Annotated in this window: 19 protein-coding genes; 14 read left to right on the top strand and 5 right to left on the bottom strand. The window is 50.0% G+C overall.

Annotated elements, in window-relative coordinates:
• Positions 1–263 precede the first annotated feature (263 nt).
• Positions 264–494 (bottom strand): hypothetical protein, encoded by a 231-nt coding sequence (locus QZ310_RS05530; protein ID WP_297071240.1) that lies wholly within the window; start codon positions 492–494, stop codon positions 264–266.
• 145 nt (positions 495–639) lie between these two features.
• Complete coding sequence (locus QZ310_RS05535; RefSeq protein ID WP_297071242.1) at positions 640–1,968, bottom strand: glycoside hydrolase family 88 protein; 1,329 nt, start codon at positions 1,966–1,968, stop codon at positions 640–642.
• A gap of 198 nt (positions 1,969–2,166) precedes the next feature.
• Between QZ310_RS05535 and xyl3A the strand changes: the two genes are divergently transcribed.
• Positions 2,167–4,734, top strand: a complete 2,568-nt coding sequence (gene xyl3A / locus QZ310_RS05540) for a xylan 1,4-beta-xylosidase (RefSeq protein ID WP_297071244.1) — start codon at positions 2,167–2,169, stop codon at positions 4,732–4,734.
• 147 nt (positions 4,735–4,881) lie between these two features.
• Here the strand turns inward: xyl3A and QZ310_RS05545 are convergent, their stop codons facing one another.
• On the bottom strand, positions 4,882–5,634 hold the full coding sequence (locus tag QZ310_RS05545) for an exodeoxyribonuclease III (protein WP_297071247.1): 753 nt from the start codon (positions 5,632–5,634) through the stop codon (positions 4,882–4,884).
• 236 nt (positions 5,635–5,870) lie between these two features.
• Between QZ310_RS05545 and QZ310_RS05550 the strand changes: the two genes are divergently transcribed.
• The 5 genes from QZ310_RS05550 to QZ310_RS05570 all read left to right on the top strand — a co-directional run bounded on the left by QZ310_RS05550 (position 5,871) and on the right by QZ310_RS05570 (position 11,866).
• On the top strand, positions 5,871–6,527 hold the full coding sequence (locus QZ310_RS05550; RefSeq protein ID WP_297071436.1) for an ABC transporter ATP-binding protein: 657 nt from the start codon (positions 5,871–5,873) through the stop codon (positions 6,525–6,527).
• A 132-nt stretch (positions 6,528–6,659) separates the two neighbouring features.
• Positions 6,660–7,886, top strand: coding sequence for an ABC transporter permease (locus tag QZ310_RS05555; protein ID WP_297071248.1), 1,227 nt, complete (start codon positions 6,660–6,662; stop codon positions 7,884–7,886).
• Positions 7,887–7,926: 40 nt separating this feature from the next.
• Complete coding sequence (locus QZ310_RS05560; RefSeq protein ID WP_297071250.1) at positions 7,927–9,171, top strand: ABC transporter permease; 1,245 nt, start codon at positions 7,927–7,929, stop codon at positions 9,169–9,171.
• 256 nt (positions 9,172–9,427) lie between these two features.
• Positions 9,428–10,528, top strand: coding sequence for an efflux RND transporter periplasmic adaptor subunit (locus QZ310_RS05565; RefSeq protein ID WP_297071252.1), 1,101 nt, complete (start codon positions 9,428–9,430; stop codon positions 10,526–10,528).
• Positions 10,529–10,570: 42 nt separating this feature from the next.
• A complete protein-coding gene (locus tag QZ310_RS05570; protein ID WP_297071254.1) occupies positions 10,571–11,866 on the top strand; it encodes a TolC family protein in 1,296 nt (431 codons plus the stop codon).
• Positions 11,867–12,044: 178 nt separating this feature from the next.
• Here QZ310_RS05570 and QZ310_RS05575 read toward each other — a convergent pair whose 3' ends face one another.
• Positions 12,045–12,737 carry an SIMPL domain-containing protein gene (locus QZ310_RS05575; RefSeq protein WP_297071256.1) on the bottom strand — a complete coding sequence of 231 codons (693 nt, stop codon included), beginning with the start codon at positions 12,735–12,737 and terminating at the stop codon, positions 12,045–12,047.
• 223 nt (positions 12,738–12,960) lie between these two features.
• Here QZ310_RS05575 and mutS point away from each other — a divergent pair, with 223 nt between their 5' ends.
• Positions 12,961–15,579, top strand: coding sequence for a DNA mismatch repair protein MutS (gene mutS / locus QZ310_RS05580; protein WP_297071258.1), 2,619 nt, complete (start codon positions 12,961–12,963; stop codon positions 15,577–15,579).
• A 515-nt stretch (positions 15,580–16,094) separates the two neighbouring features.
• On the opposite strand, the gene QZ310_RS05585 is transcribed toward mutS, so the two are convergent.
• Complete coding sequence (locus QZ310_RS05585; RefSeq protein ID WP_297071260.1) at positions 16,095–16,535, bottom strand: hypothetical protein; 441 nt, start codon at positions 16,533–16,535, stop codon at positions 16,095–16,097.
• A gap of 316 nt (positions 16,536–16,851) precedes the next feature.
• On the opposite strand from QZ310_RS05585, the gene QZ310_RS05590 reads away from it, so the two are divergent.
• From QZ310_RS05590 to QZ310_RS05620, 7 genes are all read left to right on the top strand, one after another.
• Positions 16,852–17,400 carry a helix-turn-helix transcriptional regulator gene (locus QZ310_RS05590; protein WP_297071262.1) on the top strand — a complete coding sequence of 183 codons (549 nt, stop codon included), beginning with the start codon at positions 16,852–16,854 and terminating at the stop codon, positions 17,398–17,400.
• Position 17,401: 1 nt separating this feature from the next.
• Positions 17,402–17,629, top strand: a complete 228-nt coding sequence (locus tag QZ310_RS05595; protein ID WP_297071264.1) for a hypothetical protein — start codon at positions 17,402–17,404, stop codon at positions 17,627–17,629.
• On the top strand, positions 17,622–20,810 hold the full coding sequence (gene dnaG, locus QZ310_RS05600) for a DNA primase (protein ID WP_297071267.1): 3,189 nt from the start codon (positions 17,622–17,624) through the stop codon (positions 20,808–20,810). The genes QZ310_RS05595 and dnaG overlap by 8 nt, the downstream gene beginning before the upstream one ends.
• Positions 20,811–20,842: 32 nt before the next feature.
• Complete coding sequence (locus QZ310_RS05605) at positions 20,843–21,364, top strand: phage antirepressor N-terminal domain-containing protein (RefSeq protein ID WP_297071268.1); 522 nt, start codon at positions 20,843–20,845, stop codon at positions 21,362–21,364.
• 13 nt (positions 21,365–21,377) lie between these two features.
• Entirely contained in the window at positions 21,378–21,845 is a 468-nt protein-coding gene (locus QZ310_RS05610; protein ID WP_297071270.1) for a YopX family protein, read from the top strand.
• Positions 21,846–21,969: 124 nt separating this feature from the next.
• Positions 21,970–22,200, top strand: a complete 231-nt coding sequence (locus QZ310_RS05615) for a hypothetical protein (RefSeq protein ID WP_297071272.1) — start codon at positions 21,970–21,972, stop codon at positions 22,198–22,200.
• A complete protein-coding gene (locus tag QZ310_RS05620; protein WP_297071274.1) occupies positions 22,197–22,370 on the top strand; it encodes a hypothetical protein in 174 nt (57 codons plus the stop codon). Before QZ310_RS05615 ends, QZ310_RS05620 begins: the two co-directional genes overlap by 4 nt.
• Positions 22,371–22,672: the final 302 nt, after the last annotated feature.

Below are 22,672 nucleotides of genomic sequence, written 5' to 3' on the forward strand. Positions count from 1 at the left end.
CCCTGCACATCTCCGCTACGCTCCGATGTACAGGGTTACGCAGAAATCGGTGTCCTGCGGACACCCGTATCTGCCCTCCGGACTCCATATCCGAAACAAGCTACATGCATGAAGTTCACCCCACCAGTTCCCGAAACTCAACCATACTACCGAAACTCTGTGTCATCCTGCAGTTGGAAGTCAAGTATGGGATATAAAAAACCGTTGCCCGCGGTCGGGGACCGGGGCAACGGGGGTTTAGGTTTGTAAGATGATTGAAAGTATCAGGCGTAGTTCTTATTCGCGGGAAACCGACCGGGAGGATGGCTTTGGCTTGAAAGCCGACCAGGGTGGGCTTGGAAATCATTATGCAGGCCGACCGGGAGGATGACTCCGATTTGAAAGCTGACCGGAGATGGCCTGACAATTATGACAAGCTCACCGGAAATACCTCCGATTTGGAAGCTGCTCGTGATGGCTTTGATTTTAAAGCCTACATCCGATTTGGAAGCCATTTTGGTAGTGGCGGGTTTCCGTTTGAAAGTTGTCCCTTATGTTAGGCAGGGGGTCACTAAGACAGTACTTTCAACGCTTACTATTAATGAACTGATTTTAACTTTCCATAGAAAGTCAAATCAGTTCGGTTAGCAGAGTTTGGGATTATTTCTTTTTAGAGAATTTCTTCGCAGCGTTCTTTCTTGCCTTCTTGAAAGAATCGACATTGTAGCCGAGGTCTTCCATTTCGAGCGAAGCCCAGATGAACGGACCGACACCCTTGGCGTCATTGTCGCGGATGGGTTCGCTGAGATAGTAGGCGTATGAGCCGTCGCGACGCTTGTTTTCCTTCACCTTGGGAGCAGCTTTGAGCACTGCATCGCTGATGCCCGGGCCGAGGCCTGCGACAACGCAGCAGTCGGTGAGCGAGATGGTGCCGTCGGAATCCTCGCGGATGAAGTTCTCGATGATACCCTCGTAGGCTTTCTTGCCGGCCTCAAGATATTTGGGGTCCTTCACCCAACCCTTGCGGGCAGCCTTGAGGAGTGAGTAGGCGAACATTGACGAGCAAGTCGATTCGAGATAGTTGCCTTCACCTTCGGGGGAGTCCATCACCTGATACCATACACCTGTCTTGGGATCCTGCCACTTGATGATGTTGTCGAAAGTGCGGGTTAGAAGGTCGATGACCTCACCGCGACGCTCATAGTCCTCGGGGAGGACGTCGAGAAGCTCGACGAGAGCCATTGTGTACCAACCCTCGGCGCGGCCCCAGCAGTGCTGAGAAAGACCGGTCTCGTTGTCGCTCCAGAACATCTCGCGGCTCTCATCCCATGCGTGGCGGTTAAGGCCGGTCTTGGGATCGTAGGTGCGGTCGTAGGTGCTCTTCACCTGGTCTACGGCATCGTCGTAGATGGGTTTGGCAAGTTCGGGAGTGTAGATGGTCGAAGCGGTGAGCACACGGTAGGGGAGACCCATGAAGATACCGTCGAGCCACACCTGATAGGCGTAGATGGCCTTGTGCCAGTAGACACCTTCCTTTGTGCGGGGCTGCTCTTCGAGCTGACGCATGAGGGTGTTCATGGCCTTGAGGTTCTTGTTTTCGGGGAAGTGCTGATACATGCGGGTCACGAAGTGGCCTGTGCGCACGTTGTCGAGATTATAGTCGAGGAGCTTATAGCCACGGATGACACCGTCGGGCGAAATCATGGTGTCGGTGTACTGGATGCAATAGTCCTTGATGTCGTCACCGCCGTAGCGCAGATAGGTGTCGAGCATTGATTCAAGCTCGATGCCCATCACATAGCTCCATTTAGGACGGTTGGAGAAGTCGAGCATGTAACTCTGGGGGACGCGCTGCATTTCGGAGCGTGTCAGCCACTCGGAGTAATGCTTGGGAGTTTCGTTGGCTTTTTTTGCGGGGGCTGCTGAGGCGAAGACCGAGCCGAAAGTGGCCAACAGTACGCCTGCGAGCATTAGCTTTAATTTTTTCATTTTCCGGTTTAAGGTATGAGATGTTTGATTGATTTAGATTCGGATGAAATGATATTGTATCTAAGATAGCACAAAAGTACTAATAAAACTCGTAACTGCCAAATTTGCTTTTGTCTAAGGATTTGGTTTTTCGATTTTTTAAAGTTATCTTTGCATATAAGTAACGTAGTCAAACATCATTATCACTCTATAAAATCCATGAAACTTAAGCATTTTTTTGCGGCTGCGCTCCTTGCGGGATTGCCCGTGACAATGTCTGCGCAACTGCTTCCCTATCAGAACCCTTCACTGTCGGCCGAGGAACGCGCCGAGGACCTCTGCAAGCGCCTCACGCTTGAAGAGAAAACCAAGCTGATGATGAACTCATCGCCGGCCATCGAGCGTCTGGGCATTCCGGCATTCGACTGGTGGAGCGAGGCTCTTCACGGAGTGGGCCGCAACGGTCTCGCGACAGTGTTCCCTTCTTGTATTGGCATGGCCGCATCCTTTGACGACGACCTTATAGAAGAGGTGTTCACAGCCGTCAGCGACGAAGCCCGTGCGAAGAATACCCTCGCCCGTAAGGAAGGCAAAGTCGGAAAATACAAATGCCTGTCATTCTGGACTCCTAACATCAACGTATTCCGTGACCCCCGCTGGGGACGCGGTCAGGAGACCTACGGCGAGGATCCCTATATGAACGGACGCATGGGTCTGCGCGTGGTGAAGGGTCTGCAGGGCGACGGAACCGACAAATATTACAAACTCCACGCATGTGCCAAGCACTATGCAGTCCACAGCGGTCCGGAGAAGACCCGTCACCGTTTCGACATCGAGAATCTTCCCGCTCGTGAGCTTTGGGAAACCTATCTTCCCGCGTTCAAGATGCTGGTGCAGGATGGCAACGTTCAGCAGGTCATGTGTGCCTATCAGCGCTTTGAAGGCTCCCCCTGCTGCGGCTCCGACAAACTTCTCAACTCCATCCTCCGCTACAAGTGGGGCTTCGACGGCCTCGTCGTCAGCGACTGCGGTGCTATCGGTGACTTCTATCGTCCCGGCCGTCACGAAGTGTCGAAGGATGCAGAGGCAGCTTCGGCATTGGGTGTGCTCAGCGGAACTGATGTCGAGTGTGGTAGCGTCTACAAGAATCTTCCGGCAGCCGTGAAGCGCGGCGACATCAAGGAGTCGGATCTCGACGTGAGCGTGAAGCGCCTCCTCAAAGGCCGTTTCGAGCTCGGCGATTTCGACCCTGACTCGCTCGTCTCGTGGACCTCTATCCCGATGAGCGTTGTCAGTTCTAAGGAGCATCGCGACCTTGCCCGCAAGATGGGACGCGAACAGATGGTGCTTCTGAAAAACAACGGTATCCTTCCCCTCTCGTCCGATGCGAAGAATATCATGGTTATGGGCCCCAACGCTGCTGACTCCACAATGATGTGGGGTATCTACTACGGTCAGCCCGGCCACACTGTCACTGCCCTCGAAGGTCTCAATGCCCGCACCGGTCGCAAGCTCCCTTATAGCCGCGCCTGTGCCGTCACTCAGATGACCGACAGAGAGAGCGTGTTTGGCAGCCTCACTGATTCCAAAGGCCGTCAGGGCATGGAAGCCGCCTACTGGAACAATACAACTATGGAGGGCAAACCCGTCGTGGAGACCATCTACACCGCCCCCATTCAGCTTGACAACGGTGGCAACACCGTCTTCGCCCCCGGTGTGAACCTCACCAACTTCACCACAAGCATCAAGGGTAGCTATGTTGCCGACCGTGACGAGACACTCAATATGGTCTACAATAACGACGACGGTCTGCGCATCATCATCAACGGCGACACCGTCCACAACCGTTGGAAGACCGATCCGCTTGGTTTCCGCGAACGCGAATTCAAGGTGAAGAAGGGTCAGAAGTATGACATTCAGGTGGACTACATGCAGCTTGAGGACGATGCGACCCTCAACTTCGACATCCTCCGCACCCGCGAGGTAACTCCCGCCGATGCTGTCGCACAGGCCAAGGATGCTGAGGTGGTGATTTTTGTCGGCGGTATCTCGCCTGCCTACGAACGCGAGGAGGCCAAGGTCCGCGAACCGGGATTTGACGACGGTGACCGCACCTCTATCGAGCTTCCCGCTCCTCAGCGCGAAATCATCCGCGCGCTCCACGAAGCCGGAAAGAAGATTGTGTTGGTGAACTGCAGCGGTAGCGCCGTGGCTCTCACTCCCGAAAATGAAATCTGCGATGCCATTCTTCAGGCATGGTATCCCGGTGAGCAGGGCGGTCATGCCATAGCCGACGTGCTTTTCGGCGATTACAACCCCTCGGGCAAGCTCCCCGTCACCTTCTACAAGGATGACTCGCAGCTCCCCGGTTTTGACGATTACCTGATGGCAGGACGCACATACCGCTACATGAAGCAGGAGCCCCTCTATCAGTTCGGCCACGGTCTGAGCTACACCACTTTCGACATCTCCAAGCCGACCTACAAGAACGACAAGGTGAAGGTCCGTGTGAAGAACACCGGCAAGCGTGAAGGAACTGAAATCGTGCAGGTCTACATGCGTCGTCCCGCCGATACAGCCGGTCCCAACAAGACCCTGCGCGGCTATGCCCGCGTCGATCTTGCTCCCGGCGAAAGCAAGGATGTGGAGATTGATTTCCCCCGCAATCTCTTCGAGAACTGGGATGAGGCCGCTCAGGAAATGCGTGTCGTTCCCGGTGAATATGAACTCATGGTAGGCTCATCGAGCGCCGCCAAAGACCTCAAGACCATCAAGGTTAAAATCTGAAAAAATTTTTTCAGCTTAGGTACATAAATTCATAAATAACAAAAATAACAGACTTTTCCATCTGATTAATGATGATAGGAAAGTCTGTTATTTTTGTTATTTATGAATTTATGTACCTACTATCTTTTGATTAGCAAAAAAAGTGGGTTATTTCAGGTAGAGTTCGACCGGGCAGTGGTCGGAGCCGAGGATGTCGGCACGGATATTGGCATCCGCAAGGCGCGGAGCGAGGCGCGAGCTGATGAGGAAGTAGTCGATACGCCACCCGACGTTCTTCTCCCTTGCTCTCGCACGGTAGCTCCACCATGTGTAAGCCTCCTCCAGATCGGGATGGATGGCACGGAAAGTATCGATGAAGCCCTGTTCGAGGAGCTTCGAGAACTCACCGCGCTCCTCGTCGGTGAAACCGGCGTTGCGCGTGTTGGTCTTTGGATTCTTCAGGTCTATTTCCTTGTGGGCCACATTCATGTCGCCGCAGATGATGACAGGTTTCACGGCATCGAGCTTCGCGATGTAGTCGCGGAAAGCCTCCTCCCACACCATGCGGTAGGGGAGACGGGCAAGCTCACCCTGCGAGTTGGGAGTGTAGACGGTCACGAGGAAATAGTCGTCCATCTCGAGGGTGATGACGCGCCCCTCGTGGTCATGTTCATCGACCCCGATGCCGTAGGTCACATTGAGGGGTTCATGGCGGGTATAGATGGCGGTGCCGGAATAACCTTTGCGGTCAGCGAGGTTCCAGTAGGACTTATAGCCCTCGAATTCGAGTTCAAGCGCTCCGGGGCTGAGTTTGGTTTCCTGCAGGCAGAAGAAATCTGCGTCGAGCGACGCGAATATGTCGTTGAAGCCTTTGCCGCATACCGCGCGCAGGCCATTGACATTCCAGGATATAAATTTCATGATGGTTGGATCAAATTTAACATTAGTTATGATATGAGCCGTTAAGTCATTGTCCGACAAAGTGTTCATGCCGACAATCAGGCTGATTTTCGTTACAAAGATAAGGATTTATAAGATTTTTTCCTGCAAATGTGTAACTATTTTAGACGGCTTGCGTCTAATTGAGTGTAAACCGTTTCCACCAATCCCCTTGACAAGGTATTGAAAATCAATCACGACATCAAGATTCAACTATGATAATAAGCCTGAAAGATATTAACAAATCCTACCCCGGCGCAGTGCCTCTGCATGTACTTAAGGACGTCAACCTCTCCATCGACAAAGGTGAGCTTGTCTCCATCATGGGAGCTTCCGGCTCCGGCAAATCCACCCTGCTCAACATCCTCGGCATCCTTGACAATTATGATTCGGGAGAATACTATCTCGACGGTGTACTCATCAAGGATCTCAGCGAGAACAAGGCTGCCGACCTGCGCAACTATATGATAGGTTTCGTGTTCCAGTCGTTCAATCTCATTAACTACAAGAACGCGCTTGAAAACGTCGCCCTGCCGCTGTTCTATCGCGGAGTGTCGCGCCGACAGCGCAACAAGCTTGCAATGGAGCAACTCGAACGCATGGGCATGGCTGACCGTGCCACCCATCTTCCGAGCGAACTTTCAGGCGGACAGAAGCAGCGTGTGGCCATTGCCCGCGCTCTTATCACCAACCCCTCGATTATCCTCGCCGACGAACCGACAGGTGCGCTCGACTCGAAGACGTCGAAGGAGGTTATGCAGGTGTTCCGCGACCTGAATGCGGATGGAATGACCATTGTTATTGTCACACACGATCCTGGTGTTGGCGAGCAGACCAACCGCATCATCCGCATCGTTGACGGAAGAATAGTGTAGTAAAAATGGCTTGAGGCCATTTTTACAAGGATTAAGTAGTAAGGATAAAGTATTAAGTGTGCTTAAGTATTAAGTTTAAGTATTAAGTACTAAGTAATAAGGATAAAGTATTAAGTAAAGTGGCAAGGAGATATGTTTGATCTTGCAAGTGAAATAATGGCTACTCTGCGCAACAATAAGTTGCGCACGGCGCTGACGGGCTTTGCTGTGTCGTGGGGAATATTCCTGCTCATAGTGCTCCTGAGCGTTTCGCGCGGGCTTGTCAACGGCATGGAATCCATGTTCGGACAGCGCGACACTGAAACGGTGTCGATCCGCGGTGGCTACGCGCAGAAAGCCTATAAGGGATTAAAGGAAAACCGCCGCGTGCAGCTTAGGGATGGCGACCTCGCGGTGCTTGAATCGCAGAATGCGAACGTCCTGTCGGAGGTAATCGCCCAGATTTCCAATGATACAGCCAAAGTGACAAGTTCCAAGGACTATCTGACCGACGGCTACCGTGGTGTCTATCCATCGGAGGTGAGAAACAGTGGCCTTGACATGACGAAGGGCCGTTTCATCAACCAGAACGACATCAATCAGCGCCGCCGCGTCGTGGTGGTCAACGAGGAATCAGCAAAGACGCTTTTCGGCGACAAAGAGCCGGTCGGGCAGTTGGTGAAGATAAGTGACCTGTCGTTTACAGTCGTGGGCACCTACAAGCAGGAGTGGCGCAGGGATGTATATATTCCATACTCCACCGCCCGCGCTATGAGCGGTGGGTCGGACAAGGTCAACAATATCACCGTCAAACTCAGCGGTGTCAAGACTCTTGAAGAGAGCGAGAACGCGGAAAAAGGATTCCGCTCGACACTCGGCCGCCAGCACACTTTCGCCGAGGACGACAACGGTTCGCTCTGGATATGGAACCGATTCTCGGACTATCTGACCACCTCGACGGCGATGGGAGCGATAGGAATGGCCGTGTGGATAATCGGTCTGCTGACCATGCTCTCGGGTATTGTCGGTGTGAGCAACATCATGTTTGTCTCTGTCCGCGAACGCACCCATGAAATCGGTGTCCGTCGCGCCATCGGAGCAAAACCACGCAGCATCCTGCGTCAGATTATACTTGAAAGCGTTGCCATCACCACTCTGTTCGGCTATGTCGGCATTGTCCTCGGTATGCTCGTTTCGGAAGGTATCGGAATGCTTGTTGCAGCCGGAGGTGAGCGCTCACCGCTGAAGGACCCGACGGTAGACATCGCAATAGCCATCCAGGTGACAGTCGTGCTCATAATCGCAGGAGCTTTCGCCGGACTCTTCCCTGCGATGAAATCACTGAAAATCAAACCTGTCGAAGCCCTCCGAGATGAATAACAGGCGAGGTTCCTCTCCACTCAATCACGTTTTATGAACAATGAAAAATCCTATATTTGACATAGAAAACTGGCGCGAGATAGGCACCACGCTTGCCCAGAACAAGACACGCACGTTCATGACGGCGTTCGGCATCTTCTGGGGTACGGCCATCCTCGCCATGCTCATGGGTGGTTCGAAAGGACTGAAAAGCTTCATGAGCCGAAACTTCGAGGGCTTCGCGACAAATGTGGCGATTGTCTTTCCCGGACGCACCACAAAGCCATACGCAGGTTTCAACAAGGGAATGTCGCTCGAACTCAACCTTCAGGACATCATCAATATCCGCCGTGCCGTGCCGGAAATAGAATCATCATCGGCTGTCAACAATCTCTGGGCCAATGCGCTCTACGGACAGAACAGCACCAATGCGATGCTGACGGGCGTCGAGAGCGACTATGACAAGATTTTCGTCCCCAAAATCTATGAGGGACGATTCATAAACGAGGCTGACAACACACGTTCGCGAAAAGTATGCGTCGTTGGCAAGAAGGCGGCGGATGAACTTTTCGGCAAGGAGTCGGGAATAGGTAAGGAAATATCGCTCAACGGCATATATTATAAAGTTGTCGGCATTGCCGGACAGACTTCGGAAATCCGTATGGGTGCGGAGCTCGACGAGTCGATTATCATCCCCTACAATTCCATGCGCGCCAACTACAACCTTGGCACGAAGGTCGGGATGTTCATGATGACGTTCAAGAGCGGTTATGCACCGGGTGATTATGAAAAGACCGTCCGACGGCTCATTGCGCGCAATCATCCCGTCGCGCCGGACGATGAAGGGGCGATGTATTACTTCGACGTGTCGGAACAGTTCAAGATGGTCGACAATGTGTTTCTCGGCATAACGCTGCTTGCCCTCGTGGTCGGTGCCGGAACGCTTCTGTCAGGTATCATCGGCGTTGGCAATATCATGTGGATCATAGTGCGTGAGCGCACACATGAGATTGGTATCCGCCGTGCGATCGGAGCGAAACCGCGCGACATCATCATTCAGATTCTCTCGGAGAGTATGGTGCTGACGACCATAGCCGGTGTTGCGGGAATCTGTTTCGCCATCATCCTGCTTGCGGGTGCCGAACATATCTTCGCGGACGACCGCGGAGTGATTGCCTTCCAGCTTTCGTTCATGCAAGCAGTCTATATACTCGTGACTTTCCTCGTACTCGGAACTGCGGCGGGACTTATCCCTGCCATAAAGGCTATGAGAATCAAGCCTATTGAGGCGTTAAGCCAGAAATAAAGTATAGAGGTTAAAGTATAGAGTATAGAGGTTATTAAAGTATAGAGGTTGAAGTATAGAGTATAGAGAGCTATTGCTTTGACGACTTTAATGACTCCGATGTCTCTGATGACTTTAATGACTTTGATGATTTTAATGACTGTTTAAGAGCTGATTAAAGGCTTTGGTTTTTGAAGGAAGAGAGTCAATTATATAAAAAGAACTATTAACAAGAACTATTCATAAAAAATAATAATCATAATCATATCAGAAAGCAATGAAGAAGTTTTTGCGGATTTTTATGTGGTGTTTGATCGCCGCAATATTTATCGGTACTTTCGTGTATCTTTTCGTGAAGTCGCAGCCTGACAAGGAGATGTTTGAATTTGTCAGTCCGACCACGGGGACTATTGAGCGCAATACCGTGCTGACAGGTAAAATCGAGCCGCGCGACGAGATTGAGATCAAGCCGCAGGTGTCGGGTATCATCTCCGAAATCAATGTAGAGGAGGGCGATATGGTGCAGACCGGCGACATCATTGCCAAAATCAAGGTTGTTCCCGATGAGGGTCAGCTTTCATCGGCTCTCTCGCGCGTCAATACCGCAAAAATCAGCCTTGAAGACGCACGGGTGAAGCATGAACGCAATCAACTGCTCTATGACAAGAAGGTGATAAGCCGCGAGGATTTTGAGAATACAGCCACCGCACTCGCTCAGGCCAAGGCAGAGCTGAACGCTGCCGAGGATGCCTATTCAATCGTGAAGGAAGGTGTATCGAAGACAAATGCCAAGGAGAGTAACACTCTCGTGCGCGCAACAATCACAGGTCTTGTGCTCGACGTGCCCGTGAAGGTCGGTAGCTCCGTAATCCAGGCCAATACGATGAACGACGGAACCACCATCGCCACCGTAGCCGACATGAACAACCTCATCTTCGAGGGTAAGGTTGACGAGACCGAAGTGGGTCTGCTCTCAGTCGGTCAGCCGATGGAAATTTCAATCGGAGCGCTTCCCGACCTAAAACTCGATGCTGTCATCGAGCTTATCGCACCGAAGGGTGTGGAGACCAACGGCGCCAACACCTTTGAAATCAAAGCTGCAATCAATGTGCCGGAAGGTCAGCATCTGCGCGCGGGCTACAGCGCGAACGCATCAGTGAGCCTCAGCAGGGCAGAGGATGTGTTGACCATCCCCGAAAGCGTCATCGAATGGGTGGGCGACAGCACCTTCGTCTATGTCATGACCGACAGTCTGCCCGAACAGAAATTCGAGCGCACAGTGATTACGACAGGTACATCAGACGGTATCAACATTCAGGTCAACAGCGGTATCGACAAGGAGGTCAAACTCCGTGGCGCAGCCGTCAAGAACAAATAGGCCGACTGACAGCCGACACCATTCACAAAACGACTACAGAAGATGAAACGCATCATATTTTCAATCATTGTCATGGCCGGAATGAGCCATGCAGCCGGTGCAGAGGCGTGGAGCCTCGACAGTTGCGTGAACTATGCTCTCGACCACAATCTCAACATCAAGGCTGCGGAAGTCAACCAATTGCAGAGCGAACTGTCGGTGACGGAGGCCAAGGATGCATTCCTCCCCAATCTCTCGGCAGGAGCCGGGCAGAACTGGGATTTCGGACGCGGTCTGACCTCGGCCAACACATACGCCAACCGCAACACTTCAATGTTCTCATGGAACGCGCAGATGTCGCTTCCGATTTTCCAGGGGCTGCGCAACATCCGTCAGCTCAAATACTCGAAATCCAATCTGAGCATGACCGAACTGCAGACGGAAGCCTCGCGCGATGAGGTGAGACTGAGCGTCATCACCTCCTATCTCCAGGTGCTTTTCAACAAGGAGATGCTTGAGGTGAGCCGCGAACAACTGCGCCTGTCCAATGTGCAGCTCGACCGTCAGCGCATCCTCCTCGAAGGTGGCAAGGTGCCGGAAGTGGATGTCATTCAAGCCGAATCGCAGGTTGCACAGAACGAGGTGCAGGTCGTAAACTCGGAAAACGACCTCCAGACTTCGCTCATCGAATTGGCCAAGGCGCTCGAACTCGATGACATCGATGGATTCGACGTGCAGCCCATCGACGACGAAGCAATGGCCCTGCTCAACGCCGAGGAGGTCTATAATAATGCACTTGCCAACTATCCCGCCATCCGTGCCGCCCGTCAGGGCGTCAAGGTTGCCGACGATGCCATGACCCTTGCGAAAAGCGGCTATCTTCCCCGACTCAGTTTCAGCGCAGGTCTCGGCAGCAGCTACTATACTGTTTCAGGGGATGAGGGAAAATCGTTCGGTTCCCAGATGCGCGACAACTTCTCGAAAAGTCTCGGGTTCTCGCTGCAAGTTCCAATCTTCGATGCGTTCTCAACGCGCAATCAGGTCCGTCAGGCCAAGGCAAGGAAGCTTTCCGCACAGATTCAGGTTGCCCAGCAGGAAAGCGAGCTTCACCGCTCCATCCGTCTGGCCTATCAGCAGGCTCTCGGGGCAGAGAAGAAGTATGAGGCAGGAAAGATTGCCGTTAATGCTTCGAAAGCTGCGCTCGATGCAATGACCGAGAAGTACACCTACGGCAAGGCCAACGCGACCGAATGGGAACAGACACGCTCGGACTATATCACCACTCTCGCCCAGCAGGTACAGGCCAAGTATGAACTCATCCTGCGCAACAGAGTCCTCCGCTTCTACAATCGAAAATAGCCTTTGCCGGAAAGTTTTTTCGGGAAGGGTACAAAAGGACATAAGGCCAGAAGGGACATAAGTTTTATTTAAGAGAGAAATTAAATCAAATATAATTCACTCTCCAAAAATAAAACTTATGTCCCTTCTGGCCTTATGTCCTTTTGTGCCTTTCTCTGCTATAGTTTATTCAGGAAAATTAGTCTTCGAGATAGTAGACGATTGTGGAGACGACACGGACTTTCTTGATGAAGGGGGTTGAGGAGTCGCTGTCCTCAATCGAGAACTGACCCTGTGATGCTGTCTTGATTTTTCCGACACGGCTCTCGCTGTCGGCGGCAAACTGGTCGGCTGCGGCACGGGCATTCTTTGTAGCCTCCGCTATCATCTCAGGTTTGATGGAGTTCAGACCTGTGAACTGATAGTTGATGTAGGAATTCGAGAATGCGATACCCTCTTTCAGCAGTTCGGACTGACGGTTGAGAAGCTCGCGCACCTTCTGAACTTTCTTGGTGGTCACTGTGACGGTGCAGTTGATTGAATAGTTATAGGCAAAGGAATCCGAGCGGTAGCGGTTCGATGTGGCATCGTAGGTGTCCGGCGGATTCACTGAGATTTCATCTGAGCTTATGCCGTTGGATGTCAGGAATTTTACAATGATGTCGTTGTTGGCGCTGACCTTATTGTAGATTGTCTGGAGGTCGTTGCCCGCAAGAGAGTAGGTGATGGGCCATGTGACGAGATCGGCGGGAACCTCACGTTCGGCCAGACCGCGTACGGTCACTTCACGGTCACGGAAAGCGATGTTGTCGATACCGGCCTTGAGTAGAAAGCCGAGAATCACAATGCCGACGGCTATCAGCCCGGCAGAAATGACGGTTGAAGATTTCATAATGGATGGTTTTGTAGGTTAGTTAACGGTGAAACGGTGGATGTATTTCTTATTCACTCCCGTCCGTCTGATGCAAAGAACAGGCAATGAATGGAGCGGCATATCATCATTGATAGAAAACAAAATTAGGTATAATTGTTTAATTATGTCTACGAACGGGTTATCTTTTTTCGATGAAAGTTTATAAATTTGTACTCCCAAAACAAAAATCACAGACACTCGCATGGCAAAAAAGATAGTTGAGACACCGCTGATGAAGCAGTATATGGCAATGAAGGAGAAACATCCCGACGCAGTTCTCCTTTTCCGGGTGGGCGACTTCTACGAAACTTTCTCTGAGGATGCGATCGCGGCATCCGAGATTCTCGGAATCACGCTGACACGCCGTGCCAACGGTTCGGCTCAGTTTGTCGAACTCGCAGGCTTCCCCCATCACGCCCTCGACACCTATCTGCCAAAGCTCGTGAGGGCCGGAAAACGTGTGGCCATCTGCGAACAACTCGAGGACCCAAAGACAACCAAAAAGCTCGTCAAGCGCGGAATCACCGAACTGGTGACTCCCGGTGTATCCATCAATGATACCCTCCTCAACAATCGCGAAAACAACTTCCTTGCCGCGCTGAATTTTACCAAACACAATGTCGGAGTGGCATTCCTCGACATCTCCACCGGCGAATTTCTCGCCGCCGAAGGTTCCACCGACTATATCGAGAAGCTCCTCGCAAACTTCGCCCCGAAGGAGGTGCTCGTCGAGCGCGGAAAAAAGAAACTCATAGAGGAGAGTTTTGCCGAGCACTATCTTGCTTTCGAACTTGACGACTGGGTGTTTACCGACGACGCAGCAATGGACCGTCTGCTCAAACAGTTCGAGACCAACTCGCTGAAAGGTTTCGGAATCCACGCCATGCCCGCTGCGGTTGTGGCTGCAGGTGCCATCCTCCACTATCTCGACATCACCCAGCACACACAGATTTCACATATCACCTCCATTGCCCGCGTCGAGGAGGAAAAGGCTGTCAGGCTCGACCGCTTCACTGTCCGCAACCTCGAACTGGTGAACACTATGAGCGAGGATGGCAAGAGCCTGCTCGATGTCATCGACCGCACGGTCAGCCCGATGGGTGCGCGTCTGCTGCGCCGGTGGGTGCTGTTCCCGCTCAAGGATGCGAGGGAAATCAACCGCCGCCTCGACATCGTTGAATATTTCTTCCGTCAACCCGAAGAGCGCGAGGCGCTTAAGGATGCGTTGAGCCAGATAGGTGACCTCGAACGCCTCATTGCCAAGGTGTCGGCCGGACGCGTCAATCCTCGCGAACTCGTCCAGCTCCGCCATGCGCTCTCGATGATTGAGCCCATTCGTAAAATCTGCGTCGACTCGGCCCAACCGGCCCTCGCAGCCATTGGCGAACAGCTCAACCCTTGCACCGGTATAGCCGAGCGCATCGGGCGTGAAATCCTCCCCGACCCTCCGACGGCGCTCAACCGTGGGCCGGTCATCAACGACGGTGTGGATGCCGAACTTGACGAACTGCGGGAGATTGCATATAAAGGAAAGGATTATCTGCTGAAACTTCAGCAGCGTGAGAGCGCACTGACGGGCATACCGTCGCTCAAAGTGGCCTATAACAATGTGTTTGGCTACTACATAGAGGTGACCAATACCCATCGCGACAAGGTCCCGGCGGAGTGGATACGCAAGCAGACCCTTGTCAACGCCGAGCGCTATATAACTCAGGAGCTTAAGGAATATGAGGAAAAAATCCTCGGCGCGCAGGACAGGATTGCCATCATAGAGCAGCGCATCTACTCGGCACTCGTCCATGACCTATGCGCCTATATCCCCGCCATACTCCTTGATGCCCAGATGATAGCACGGCTCGACGTGTTCAGTTCCTTCACCCGCGTGGCGCTTGAGAACCGCTACAACCGCCCTGTCGTGGACGATTCGCTCGAACTCTCCATCGTCGAGGGTCGCCATCCGGTCATAGAAAAGGAACTCCCTGCAGGCGAGCCATATATCACCAACACTGTGAATCTTGCCAACAACGGTACACAAATCATGATGATAACCGGTCCGAACATGTCGGGTAAGTCGGCACTCTTGCGCCAGACGGCTCTCAATGTGCTGCTTGCACAGATTGGCTCGTTTGTCGCCGCTGAGAGCGCACACATCGGTGTTGTCGACAAGATTTTCACCCGCGTAGGCGCAAGCGACAATATCTCGCTCGGCGAATCCACATTCATGGTTGAGATGAACGAAGCGGCTTCAATCCTCAACAATATGAGCGAACGTTCGCTCATCCTCTTCGACGAGCTTGGCCGTGGCACATCGACCTACGACGGTATCTCTATCGCATGGGCCATCGTCGAGCATATCCACGAGCATGGTTCAGCCCATCCGAAGACATTGTTTGCCACTCATTACCACGAGCTTAACGAGATGGAGAAGAGTTTCAGCCGCGTGGTGAATTTCAATGTATCCGTGCGTGAAATCGACGGTAAGGTTGTATTTCTCCGCAAACTCGCGCGCGGTGGAAGCGAACACAGTTTCGGTATCCATGTTGCGAAGCTCGCCGGTATGCCGCAGTCGATTGTGAAACGTGCCGATGAGGTTCTCGCACATCTTGAAAAAGTGAACCGCGACAGTGACGACAAGGTGGCCAAGAACCTCGCGGGAGTCGCCGACGGTGCAGAGGGGGTACAGCTCTCTTTCTTCCAGCTCGATGACCCTGTTCTCGCTCAGCTCCGCGATGAGATCCTCGACATCGACATCAACAACCTCACCCCCATGGCCGCCCTCAACAAACTCCACGATATCAAAACCATCCTGACGGGAAGGTAGGGGAAGCCAGCCGGAATCATAATTACTGTGCATTAAAGTATCAGAGAAAGGTACAAAAAGACAGAAGATCAGAAGCTACAAAAGATTAATTTCAAGTAAATTATGGCACAAGCTGTAATTACTGTGCATTAAATATCAGAGAAAGGTACAAAAAGACAGAAGGTCAGAAGATACAAAAGATTAATATCAAAAACATCATCATTAATCCATTCAAATCTTTAAGACAAGGAAGGCTGCCATTATGGCAGCCTTTTTTTATAACCGATTTTTACTGTAAATTTTTCCAAAAGCTTGTCGTCAGTTTGCAGTGCCAAAATTAACTTTTGTCTCTCCTTACCGATGTCTTACTTTTGTCTGATACTAAAAATTAAAAGCCTCATAATTGTCTGATTATGAGGCTTTTAATTTGGATTTTGCGGAAAGACAGGGAGATTTTTTCTAAATTTACGCTCTCCAAATCGTTATCCTGCAACCTCTTTCATTTGTTATTTTTATTGGGTTTGTCTGAAATTTGTCTAAATTTCTGGAGATCTATCAAAGTCCTGTTTTTGATTGGATATTTGATTTTTTAACATAATTATCAGATCATTTTGAAGTGCTATCCGCTCATCTTTTTCTTTTAACAGGGCTTCTAAATTTCTAATCTGCTTCTCTTTTTCTTTTATAAGCGCATCTTGATTATTGCCATCTTTTGACGGCTGACCAATATTCAGATGGCTCACCTTATTTCCGGATCCACCAACTATGACTCCATGATTTGACACCTCTCTTTCAAAGAATGTATCAATAGAAACGCCAAAAAAATCAGCTATCTTTTCAAGTTTTGATACTCTGATGTCGGCTTCAAGAACAGGTGCAAGTGCTCCGTTATGACTCTTTGTTATCTCATCAAGGAAATCTTTTTTCTTCGTTCCGGAAGCTTCTAATAACTCTATGACTTTCTGTGGATTAAACATAATATAACATTATTTAACTAAGGAATATCTTAGATATTTCCTAATTTTTATCTTAGATTTCTAAGTTATTCCTTACATTTGTAGTCTAAAATTAATCTATTTTTAGGTTTAGACCAAATTTATTAATGAGATTTTAGGCTTATGATTACTATTGACTATTACAATTCCCTCTCTAACGACGAGAGACGATATTTGAGAGATGAGATTTTGAAAGAAACTGGGATTTCGTACTCTGGTTTTTATGTAAAATGAAAAGCCAACAGGTTTAAAATTCTGGAACGAAGGAAAATTCAAGAAATCATCTCACGTTTTGAACATGCTCGAAAAGACGGAATTCTATAATTGTCCGGACGGGAGCATCAATGTGAAGCCATACGACAAACCAATGTTTGTCTATGATCAAAGCTGCCGTAAGGTCACGGAGGAGATGCTAATACTAATCCGTGACCTTTACCCGGGAGCTTTCACAGCTCTGTCCGAACTTTACTCCAGGAGTGAAAGGAATCGGGAGTTTTTCGAGTTCCGGATTGTGCATAGGTTCATCAGATGTAATTTCGGTGAATATGATGCATTGTCATACGACATCAATGGTGTCGGGGAATTCAACTTCGAGGATGTCAGATGTCCAATGCGTGGTGAATGCCTTTTTGAAGGGGAGATATGTAAACCGGTCCTTCAGACTCGTCTTTCGGCGAGGGAGCAGGAGGTGGCCGAGCTTCTATCCGAAGGCTTGTGTCCGGCTGAGATAGGGGAGGAGCTTCAGATCTCTATCATGACGGTCCGGAATCATATACAGCACATCAAGGCAAGACTGCATCTGAAGAACACTTCCCAGATTGTAGCACGGTTTAAAAAACAAGTATGACATGAGAAAAAGACATACCATTCGGGAATGGGAAGAGGCAATCGCCGGCCGTTCCGATATTAAGTTTGAAAATATACGTCTTGTCGAGGGCTTTGTATGGGATGTGAGTGGAACTATCATATTGCCGGATGGCCGTGAGAAAATTGCTTACTGGCTTGAATCCGGGAAATGCTTTTCGTCTCTTAGGGGATGTGTTGGTTTCGACATAAAATTCAAAGCCGATGATTAGCGAACGCGACAAGGAAAGGCTTCTTGATGCATGTAGCATCGAGGAAGTAGTCGGAAAATTCGTGGAGCTTCGCAAGGATGGTTCGCGCCTTAAGGGTTGTTGTCCTTTCCACAATGAAAGGACTCCATCCTTTGTCGTGACTCCTTCCCGGAACATGTTCTATTGCTTCGGCTGTCATGAGGGTGGGGATGCCATCACCTTTGTCCGCAAGCAACTCAACATGTCATATTCAGAGGCAGTCAGATGGCTTGCCAAGGAATATCACATCGAGATTGAGGACACCGACCGTAAGGAGAGTCCGGAGGAGCAGAAACTTGCAATGGAGAAAGAATCCATGTATGCTGCAAATCATGCTGCCATGGAGTTCTTCGCTTCGCGCATCATGGCCGATGACGACCGTGCGCGCTTCGCTCTCGACTATGCCCGTAAGCGGTGGGGTGCGCGTTTTGTAGAAATGGAACGTATCGGGTTTGCTCCCGGTAGCCGTGAGCTCGCCAAGTATCTTGATGAAAGAGGTTATTCCAAGGAGATACTTGTCAAAACCGGACTTCTGCGTGAAAAGGATGGCCGGTGCTATGATGGTTTCTATAACCGCGTCACCATTCCTATTCGGGACAGGTCCGGCAATGTCATCGGCTTTACTGCCCGTGTCCTTGATGACTCCAAACCTAAGTACATCAATTCATGCGAAAGCCCTGTATATGTCAAGAACAGTTCCATTTTTGGAATCCATAACGCTGCCCGGCAGGGTGCAAAGGAAGAATTGTTCTATCTTGTGGAGGGTGCACCGGATGTCATGCGCTTGCAGTCTCTTGAGGTCAACAATACTGTTGCTCCTCTCGGATCTGCTTGGACTGATAACCAGTTCAAGATACTGCACAGATACAATCCACGCCTGTGCTTCATTCCGGACATGGATCCGCCAAAAGGCGAACCATACGGAAGCGGTATCGCATCCGTCATCAAGAATGGACTTGCTGCCATCGAAGCCGGATTTGCTGTCACGGTGAAGGAGATTCCGGTTTCGGATCCTGATGAGAAATCTGACCCTGACAGTTATTTCCGCTCTCGCTCCATGCTCGATGAGATAACGGAGGAAGACTTCATTCTCTGGTATGCTTCAAAGCTTTCAATTGGTAAGGCTACTACAGCTGAGCGGGCGGAGGTCGTGAAAACTATTTCAGTCCTTCTTGCCCGCATCGACGATAAGCTGAGGATTGAGATGTATGTCAAGCAACTGAGCAAGACCCTGAATATTCCTGCCAACATTCTTAAGAATGTCATCAATGAAAAGGTGGCGGAGAATGTTACTGGTAAATCCAGGCAGCCGGGCTCAAAGATGCTTGACCGTGAGTTCTATCAACGTTACGGCTTTGAGGTCAGAGGCAATCAGTATTGGGCCATGTCAAAGGATGGTGATGACCGCGAATGGTCGAACTTCGTCATGGAACCGCTTTTCCATATTCAGGATCAGATGAACCCGAAGCGTCTCTATAAGCTGACAAATATCCGTGGCTATGAAAAGATCATGGAGTTCCGTATCGATGAGCTTGTGTCGATTCAGAGCTTCAGATGCAAGACGGAGGGTGCCGGCAACTTTATTTGGAAAGTTGGAGCTGCGGAGCTGAACCGTCTGAAGGAGTTCCTTTATGAGAATACGGAGACCGCCACGGAGATTACTCAGCTCGGATGGCAGAAAAAAGGCTTCTTCGCTTTTGGCAATGGTGTCCAGTTCGAGGGTCAGTGGTATCCCGTGGACGAATACGGAATCGTACGTCTTGGCGATGTCGGCAATTTCTACCTTCCGGCTGCTTCAAGAATCTTTCAGGATCAGAGAGACCTGTTTCAGTTCGAAAGACGTTTTGTCCACACCAACTTTTCAAGTGTCACTCTGCGAAAGTATTCTGATAAGCTCATCGAGGTGTTCGGTGACAACGGTAAGATTGGTATATGTTTCTTTTTGGCCACTCTCTTCAAGGATGTAGTGACTTCTATAACCAAGAATTTTCCTCTGCTGAATCTGTTCGGGCCTAAAGGATCCGGTAAATCGGAGCTTGGCCACTCGCTCATGTCGTTCTTCATCATCAAGAATGAGCCACCCAATATATCCACTTCGACGGAGGCTGCCTTGGGCGATGTTATAGCCCAGTGCTCGAATGCCCTTGTCCACCTTGATGAGTACAAGAACTCCATCGAGCTTCAGCGACGCGAGATCCTTAAGGGTCTCTATGACGGGGTTGGCCGTACTCGCATGAATATGGACCGCGACAAGAAGCGTCAGACCACGGCGGTTGACTGCGGAATCATTCTGTCGGGTCAGGAGATGCCGACAATCGACATCGCAATCTTCTCCCGTCTGCTGTTCTGTACGTTCAATAAATCGGAATTCTCTCCTGAGGCTAAACGCCGTTTCGACGAACTTAAGCAGATGCGTGATGCCGGTTGCTCCCATCTTGTATTGCAGTTGCTCAAACATCGCAAGAGGTTTGAGGCGGAGTTCCCATCCTACTATAAGATGGCACTGACAGATGTCCTCGACGGTCTTGCCGGAGCTCCCGTTGAAGACCGTATCCTTCGCAATTGGGTGATACCTTTGTCAGCTTTCAGGACTCTTCAGCCGGTCATAGATGTCAGCTTCGATTATGCCGACATGCTTTCAATCTGTATAGCTGCAATCAAGCGTCAGGATTCGGAATGCAAGTCGACGAACGAGATTTCGGCCTTCTGGCAGGCGGTCGACTTCCTCCATCAGAACGGGGAGATATTTTTCGGGTCCGACTACCGTATCAAGTATGAGAAATCTTTCTCCGGACGCGGTTTGGCCGACAAGATCGTGTGGCCTGTGGCGCGACCTGTGCTTTATCTGTCGACAAAGCGCGTGATGATGCTCTATAAGAAAAATGGTAAGGCGGTCGGCGACACCACCCTCCCGGTCGAATCTCTCAGATTCTATCTGGAGAACTCCAAGGAATACCTTGGGTTTAAAAATGCAGTCCGCTTTCAGAACTATTCAAACCCTCGAGAGGCTACCGTTCCTGTGCCATCAGGTCCGGGTGTTACCGGTGTCCGGCAGACATCGCGCGTCGACTGGGCGCTTGCCTTCGACTATCTTGCCTTGAAGGAGGCTTACAATATTAACCTCGAAGTCGATGTCACAGCCGAAGACGAGGCGGAAGAATAAGATACTAACTTACTAATTACAATAATTGGATCATGAACAAGGAATTATTTATCTCGACAGTGAACGGCATTGATATTTATGCCGTGAAAGATGACAAATCAAATTTTTATGTGCCTGTCAAACCGATTTGCACTGCTATTGGAGTGGATGCTGAAGGACAGCGTCAACGAATCGAACGCCATTACATTTTAAGTTCAACTGCCTTTACCTTAAAGGTAGTTGCTGCCGATGGAAAAGTCCGGGAAATGCTTTGCCTTCCTTTGGAATATATCTATGGATGGCTGTTCACGATAGATGCAAATATGGTGACTGAATCCAAAAGAGAACAGGTTGCCGATTTTCAACGTGAGTGTTATGATGCCCTCTATCAGCATTTCACCGGTTCCCTACGCGAACAGATTGAATCCAATGAGGAGGAGATTGTTGCTCTAAGAGCGGTTAACGAGGCTATCGTAAATGAGAAGGAGGCTAAAGCACGTCGACGCAGTGCCGAGGAGCATCTTGCACGGATAAGAGCGCAGAGGCTTGACAGTCACCCAAAATTGAAATTATAATATATGCTGAAAGATGAATAGACCATTTAAATTTAGAGGCAAAGACATCCATACCGGTGAGTGGCTATATGGTGATTTGGTACACTCTTCGGATGGCAGACGTACTGCCATATTGGTGAATGACCGTGACAGTTATGATGAATGTGAGGTGCAGCCCCGATCCGTTGGGCAGTTCACCGGCCATAAAGACTGCAATGGACATGAGATCTATGAGGATGATATTGTCTTCATCCTTGTCCGTTCGCACTTGGCTTGCATTCATTGGGACCATGTGTTTTCAAACTTCATTATTGATTGGGGCAGTGCTTGCACCTCACTCTCCATCGCTATGGCTGGTAATCTCACAATAGTGGGGAATGAACATGATATGCAGGAGGAGAAACCACGCGCTCGCTTATCGTTATCAGACTGGATTGAGTCATTATCGAGTATGGAGACGGCAAACCGGCTTGCAATTCTTAAAAATAGCAACCAATCCTGAATATCTCAAAGAAAAGATTCTCTCATTATTATATTCCCGAATGGATTGACTACGCATCCGCGCTCTCAGCCGGAATCGAGGCTGCATTAAAGCTAATTGAAACTAACAAAACAAAAGATAAGCAATGAAAAAGAAAATAACAATACGAGTTACATGCACCTATGATGTATGGCTTGAACGTGAAGTGCCTGAGGAAGTCTACAAACAACTTGACGACCTCTGCGAAAACCATAGTGGCGAAATCAGCGATGGCGAGTTGCATCATCCCGAGGCGTTGGATTGGCTCGGCAGCAACATCTCTGAAAGAGATGCCTTGAATTGCCAATACACAATAGACGAAATGGAAGAAATATGAACCCTATCATCAATCCCGCGACACTGAGCGAGGAGCAGAGAGAAGCTATCAGAACGAAATATGCCGAAGTCAAGGAAATATCCCTTGTGCTTGGCAATAGTGAAATATTTGCCGGAGATGAAGCCGTTTTTGAATGGCTTTTCGGCGAAGAGTTTTTCAAGAATATATGAAACAAGTCAACGAAATATTTGACAAACTTTTCGAAATCACAAGTAAATTATCTTTTTAAATTAGTATATATGATGAAATTTATCCAATGCGGTCCGACCGGTTCTGATGCGACCGCTCCTTACGATGTTATTCTCGATAGTCCCTATACTGTCAAAGACCTCGTCTGTGAAATTTTGGCTAAGCATGAATGGGGAGAAATACGCTTCCCTGGTTACACGTTTAAATACCGAGGTAGCTCCTGCGATGCCATGCCTCCGGATCTATTACAGCTGCAAATCCGTGAAGTAAAGGCCTCCGGAGG

Origin of the sequence: uncultured Duncaniella sp. (genome assembly GCF_910577345.1) — a bacterium.
Taxonomy (GTDB): domain Bacteria; phylum Bacteroidota; class Bacteroidia; order Bacteroidales; family Muribaculaceae; genus Duncaniella.

Excerpts from the sequence above, each read along its gene's own strand:
- QZ310_RS05610 (WP_297071270.1), top strand. The coding sequence starts at position 21,378 with ATGAATAGACCATTTAAATTTAGAGGCAAAGACATCCATACCGGTGAG.
- QZ310_RS05545 (WP_297071247.1), bottom strand. The coding sequence starts at position 5,634 with ATGAAATTTATATCCTGGAATGTCAATGGCCTGCGCGCGGTATGCGGC.
- QZ310_RS05595 (WP_297071264.1), top strand. The coding sequence starts at position 17,402 with ATGAGAAAAAGACATACCATTCGGGAATGGGAAGAGGCAATCGCCGGC.
- QZ310_RS05585 (WP_297071260.1), bottom strand. The coding sequence starts at position 16,535 with ATGTTTAATCCACAGAAAGTCATAGAGTTATTAGAAGCTTCCGGAACG.
- QZ310_RS05605 (WP_297071268.1), top strand. The coding sequence starts at position 20,843 with ATGAACAAGGAATTATTTATCTCGACAGTGAACGGCATTGATATTTAT.
- QZ310_RS05615 (WP_297071272.1), top strand. The coding sequence starts at position 21,970 with ATGAAAAAGAAAATAACAATACGAGTTACATGCACCTATGATGTATGG.
- QZ310_RS05575 (WP_297071256.1), bottom strand. The coding sequence starts at position 12,737 with ATGAAATCTTCAACCGTCATTTCTGCCGGGCTGATAGCCGTCGGCATT.
- QZ310_RS05560 (WP_297071250.1), top strand. The coding sequence starts at position 7,927 with ATGAAAAATCCTATATTTGACATAGAAAACTGGCGCGAGATAGGCACC.
- QZ310_RS05535 (WP_297071242.1), bottom strand. The coding sequence starts at position 1,968 with ATGAAAAAATTAAAGCTAATGCTCGCAGGCGTACTGTTGGCCACTTTC.
- QZ310_RS05570 (WP_297071254.1), top strand. The coding sequence starts at position 10,571 with ATGAAACGCATCATATTTTCAATCATTGTCATGGCCGGAATGAGCCAT.
- dnaG (WP_297071267.1), top strand. The coding sequence starts at position 17,622 with ATGATTAGCGAACGCGACAAGGAAAGGCTTCTTGATGCATGTAGCATC.
- QZ310_RS05555 (WP_297071248.1), top strand. The coding sequence starts at position 6,660 with ATGTTTGATCTTGCAAGTGAAATAATGGCTACTCTGCGCAACAATAAG.
- mutS (WP_297071258.1), top strand. The coding sequence starts at position 12,961 with ATGGCAAAAAAGATAGTTGAGACACCGCTGATGAAGCAGTATATGGCA.
- QZ310_RS05590 (WP_297071262.1), top strand. The coding sequence starts at position 16,852 with ATGCTCGAAAAGACGGAATTCTATAATTGTCCGGACGGGAGCATCAAT.
- QZ310_RS05620 (WP_297071274.1), top strand. The coding sequence starts at position 22,197 with ATGAACCCTATCATCAATCCCGCGACACTGAGCGAGGAGCAGAGAGAA.
- xyl3A (WP_297071244.1), top strand. The coding sequence starts at position 2,167 with ATGAAACTTAAGCATTTTTTTGCGGCTGCGCTCCTTGCGGGATTGCCC.
- QZ310_RS05530 (WP_297071240.1), bottom strand. The coding sequence starts at position 494 with ATGGCTTCCAAATCGGATGTAGGCTTTAAAATCAAAGCCATCACGAGC.
- QZ310_RS05565 (WP_297071252.1), top strand. The coding sequence starts at position 9,428 with ATGAAGAAGTTTTTGCGGATTTTTATGTGGTGTTTGATCGCCGCAATA.